Origin of the sequence: Nostoc sp. UIC 10630 (genome assembly GCF_010747425.1) — a bacterium.
GTDB lineage: Bacteria > Cyanobacteriota > Cyanobacteriia > Cyanobacteriales > Nostocaceae > Nostoc.
Window position 1 is genome coordinate 1 of the sequence record NZ_JAAGOG010000348.1, and the last position, 4,713, is coordinate 4,713.

The 4,713-nt window shown below is 43.4% G+C and carries 1 protein-coding gene and 2 pseudogenes; all 3 read left to right on the forward strand.

What is annotated here, in order from left to right:
* Positions 1–630: 630 nt before the first annotated feature.
* Positions 631–1,197, forward strand: a pseudogene (locus tag G1O98_RS36940) (reverse transcriptase N-terminal domain-containing protein); the annotation flags it as partial.
* A 514-nt stretch (positions 1,198–1,711) separates the two neighbouring features.
* Positions 1,712–3,499: a reverse transcriptase domain-containing protein gene (locus G1O98_RS36945; RefSeq protein WP_167306239.1), complete on the forward strand. Its 1,788-nt coding sequence runs from the start codon at positions 1,712–1,714 to the stop codon at positions 3,497–3,499.
* Positions 3,500–3,605: 106 nt separating this feature from the next.
* Positions 3,606–4,550: pseudogene (locus tag G1O98_RS36950) on the forward strand (reverse transcriptase domain-containing protein); the annotation flags it as partial.
* Between the last annotated feature and the right edge of the window lie 163 nt (positions 4,551–4,713).

Sequence of the window (4,713 nt, forward strand, 5' to 3'; positions counted from 1 at the left end):
ACATCAAACTAGTTTTAATCCTCAAACGCAGACGGTGCAGAGGACTATTTCACTGCGTTTTCTTAGGGAGATCCAAGGTGCGATTCGGTGTGAATGAATCACGGTAATAGTCCGTAAATAACTTCACCAACCAAAATCAGAAATGGTAACGGTTGAACTCTCGGAGGAATGCGGGTGAAAGCCCCGTCTACCAGACTCAGGTATGACTCCCTATCTGCCCACACTGACCAGACTCGGTTTCTGGAGGGTGAAGCTGGGAACAGGGCGCAAACAGACACTTGTTGCGAGGTGACACTGGCGCTAATGGGGAGTTTCTATGGTGAAACAGAGCCTAGAAAAGCAACTTACTCCCAAGCGGGGCGCAACACAAAACCCCCGACCTTACTGAAGCTAACCCCCGCAGCATTCTTATTGGAAATAGCGGCAAGAGTCTAGGGGATTCAGTGGTTGAATTGGCTACACCTAAAGAAACAAAACAATCTCACCGAGGGAACGAATAAAAACGAGTTGAGGGTCAAAGGGAAGGTCGAACCCTTGCGTAGGCTAGACGAGTAGCGGAACTCCCTCAGTTCGGGTAGGACAGACCGTAATTGGTCTGAGGTGTTCAGAATACACAAACCGGAGCAGAGCATGATTAGACACAGTGATAACACTAGTGAATCCTGGAAAACATTACCGTGGAAGAGATTCCGAAGTAACCTATTCCGCCTACAAAAGCGAGTGTATAAAGCTATTCTTGTTGGCGACAAGCGAAAAGCTCAGTCACTACAAAAACTGATTCTGAAATCTACCGCAGCAAGATTACTGGCAATCCGTCAAGTAACACAGCTAAACGCTGGGAAAAAGACGGCAGGAATCGACGGCAAAAAGTCCCTTAACTTTAAGGAACGATTTGATTTAAGTGAACTGCTGAAAGCATCAAGCAATGACTGGAAACACCAGGAATTACGTAGTATATCCATCCCAAAAAAGGGCGGTAGTACCACCAGAATGCTAAAAATCCCTACTGTTGCAGATAGAGCATATCAATGTCTTATCAAATACGCAATAGAACCAGCACATGAAGCTACCTTCCATGCCAGAAGCTACGGATTTAGAACGGGACGCTCGGCACATGATGCTCAGAAAATCTTGTTCCACAACCTAAGCTCAAATGCCAACGGAAAGGATAAGCGAGTTATAGAACTCGATATTGAAGCGTGCGTGCGCCGTGACAGTTAACGCGGTATCCCCAATTAAATTGGGAGAGATTAAGAAGAACATCTCTAAGTCAACCAACTTACCTAGAGTCGAAAGACAAAAGGAACAACCGCATGTTGGTAAAGCCAGAAATAGAGAGAAGGCGTTAAAACTAGAGTCTGGCAAGACTTGTGTGACAGGGTGAAGGTTAAACTACCTGAAGCCTAATTCTGACGGTATATTCGATTGCCTATTCCTACAACGCCTAACAGGAATAATCGTTTGTGTGTAGTTTTAAACATTTGAACCACACAACTTCTTCAAACGGAGTCAGCCAGCGATGAGATGGCTTAACGAATGAATGGGACACCTAAATCACACTATTACGTATCGAGTCAATAAAGCGCGGGATGACCTACGGGGGGCGACCCCTATGGTTACAGAGTTCTCATAATAGTCCGAGAGCGGGAAAGCCGCTCACATGGCAAAGGAGAACAGGTATTCTTCACACTTGTATCGGGAGGTACGCGAGATGCGAAACGCCGAAACGGTTTTAAGTGTAATTCGAGACAGAGGGAATCGTGGTTTACCTCTGGATGATGTCTACAGGCAACTTTTCAATCCTAATCTGTACCTCTTGGCGTACAGTCGCATTTACAAAAATAATGGGGCAATGACGCAAGGAGTTACATCAGAGACTGTGGATGGGATGTCCATCAAAAAGATTGAAAAACTCATAGAAGATATTCGCTATGAACGTTTTCGATGGACACCAGTACGGCGAATTAATATTCTCAAGAAAAATGGGAAAACACGACCACTGGGCATTCCCACTTGGAACGACAAATTGGTTCAGGAAGTAATACGTCTGATATTAGAAGCGTACTATGAACCCCAATTTTCTAACAGCAGTCATGGTTTTAGACAAGAGCGTGGATGCCATACTGCATTAACAGTAATAGACCGCACTTGGCAAGGAACCAAATGGTTTATTGAAGGAGATATCCGTGGCTGTTTTGACAATATAAATCAGAAAATCTTAATGTCAATTCTCCGCGAGAAAATCCAAGATAATCGATTTTTGAGATTGATTGAAACCTTATTAACGGCAGGTTACTGTGAGCAATGGAGATACCATTCTACACTGAGTGGAACGCCACAAGGGTCGATTGTATCACCCATACTCGCAAATATTTACCTTGATAAGCTAGATAAATTTGTCGAACAGACAGTCATTCCAGAATATACACGAGGTAAATGTCGGGCAGAAAATCGAGAGTATTCAAGGCTCGTAAAACTTGCCTGGTATTACAGGAAAAATGGACAATTCGATAAAGCGCGTCAACTGGAGATTAAATACCAGAAAATGCCCTCCAAAGATGTCCGTGACCCAGAATACAGAAGGCTAAATTACGTCCGCTATGCTGATGATTTTCTACTTGGTTTCATTGGTTCACTTCAAGAAGCAAAAGAAATTAAGGAAAAACTAAAGACATTCCTAGCCGACAATCTTCAGTTAGAAATGTCAGCAGAAAAGACCTTAATTACTAATGCCAGAAATGAAGCAGCGAACTTCTTAGGTTACGAAATCTTAGTTCAATATTCCGACGATAAGCATACCAATGGTAAACGCTCACTTAATGGAATCACTGCACTAAGAATCCCTGCAAGTTTTGTAGAAGGAAAATGCGCTCTTTATATGAGGAATGGCAAACCCATTCATCGTCCTGAGCTAATAAATGACGATGATTTTACTATCATTAACATTTACCAATCAGAACTCAGAGGCTACGTACAATTCTACAGCCTTGCTCAAAACATTGCATGGCTCCGTAAACTCCAATGGGTTATGTGGAGTTCGTTAATGAAAACCCTAGCCTGTAAACACAAAACTAGCGTAGCCAAAATCTGCGCCAAGTACCAAAAGACGGTAAAACTTCCACAAGGAAGAAGAAAATGTGTTGAAATAACCGTCCCAGTTGAAGGTAAGAAACCCTTGGTAACTCGTTTCGGGGGCATACAATTAAAACGCAACCTAAAAGCAACCATAGAAGATTTGCCACGAGTGCGAAAACCTGCGTTCAGAAATGAACTCATTAAACGGCTTCTTGCTTCGGAATGTGAGATTTGCGGGGCAACAGGTGATATTGAAGTTCACCATATTCATGCCCTTAAAGACCTCAAAATCAAAGGCAAGAAAGAAAAACCGCAATGGATGCAAATTATGTCCGCACGTAGAAGGAAAACTCTCATGGTTTGCCCTCAATGCCATGATGCAATACATGCTGGTAAACCAATATCTCAACCAGTCTCGAGATAACAGAGTACTGGAGAGCCGTGTACCTGGAAACTCGTAAGCACGGTTCGGAGGGGGCTAGTTAGAAAAGGAGCCAAGGCTTGGAAACCTCGCTAGCTAGCTACCCACTTTCGATAGGATAAACCATGCTGCCATTATGGATAGACTCATCGCTCCTAAGAGTATAAGGCAAGGAATCTTCCGATGTCTCAAAGCCGGAGTTAATCCAGAATTTCCTGAACAAGGAACACCACAAGGCGGGGTGGTAAGTCCACTATTAGCTAACATTGCGTTGAATGGGATAGAGTCAATACATCGGTCAGTACGGTACGCCGATGATATGGTAATCATACTCAAGCCTAATGAAAACGCGTTAGAAATACTTGACAGAATTAGCCAGTTTTTAACAGAGCGGGGAATGAAAGTCAGTGATAAAAAGACAAAGCTAACCGCCGCGACAGATGGTTTCGATTTTCTAGGCTGGCACTTTCAAGTCCAGAAAAACGGAAAGTTTAGATGTTTCCCTTCAGCGGATAACTACAAAGCTTTTCGCAAGAAAGTAAAAATCATCATCAACAACTCGAATTATGGAGCTACCACAAAGGCTGAGAAATTAGCCCCGGTAGTTAGAGGTTGGAGGAACTACCACCGCTTCTGCAAGATGGACGGGTCAAAGTTCTCACTGTACCATGTCCAAAACAGAGCGTATAAGGTACTCAACAAGGAAAGCAAGCAGAATCGCTATACCAGTAAGCAATTACTAAACAAAGCATTCCCAGCAATCCCTTACTCCGAAAATAAACACATCAATGTCAAAGGAGAAAAATCACCCTATGACGGAGATTTAACGTACTGGAGCGAGCGTAACAGCAAGCTCTATGACAACCATACCTCTTTTGCCCTTAAGCGGCAAAACCATAGATGTGAACATTGTGGACTAAAAATGCTCAGTGATGAGAAGGTACATCTCCATCATTCAGATGGAAACCATAATAACTGGAAAAATAATAACCTTCTAGCCATTCATGAAAGCTGCCACGGTTACATCCACATGAGCAAAAGGGTAACTCCCTAAGAATATCGGGAGCCGTGTACACAGAAATGGGTACGCACGGATCTAAATGAGAGGTGCGGGGAATAATATCCCCCATCGACTCAATCAAATAAAATGCTATAAGCCTAGCTTTCGCCCCGAACGCGAGTGCGTCTCCCTTTGGGAGAAAGGCGAAAGCGCCTAT

What these genes read in the sequence shown, in the direction of transcription:
- G1O98_RS36945 (WP_167306239.1), top strand. Translation starts at nt 1,712, where the DNA reads ATGCGAAACGCCGAAACGGTTTTAAGTGTAATTCGAGACAGAGGGAAT.